A 234-nucleotide genomic window follows, 5' to 3' on the forward strand; every position below is an offset into this window, starting at 1 on the left:
CTTTGATGTGGCACAAACTAGCGGTGAACCAGTGTTAAGTGCTAAAGACTTTGTCACAGAAAATTTGGCCGATCATCAGAATGTGACAAGCTTGTATAACGCATTCAAGGACTATCTAAACCAGCAAACCGACCTTAAAGTCAGTGAAGTGCCCTTAGCAACGCTAAATGGGGCTAAAGGGTATTTTCAACCCAGCACTAATGAAATCGTCATTGGTGGCGATGAGCCCGACAA

Annotated in this window: 1 pseudogene; it reads left to right on the top strand. The window is 44.0% G+C overall.

Features of this window, described 5'->3' with window-relative positions:
• Window positions 1-234 (top strand): annotated as a pseudogene (locus FC82_RS11575) (hypothetical protein); the annotation flags it as partial.

It is taken from the genome of Secundilactobacillus collinoides DSM 20515 = JCM 1123, from assembly GCF_001435975.1.
Lineage (GTDB): Bacteria > Bacillota > Bacilli > Lactobacillales > Lactobacillaceae > Secundilactobacillus > Secundilactobacillus collinoides.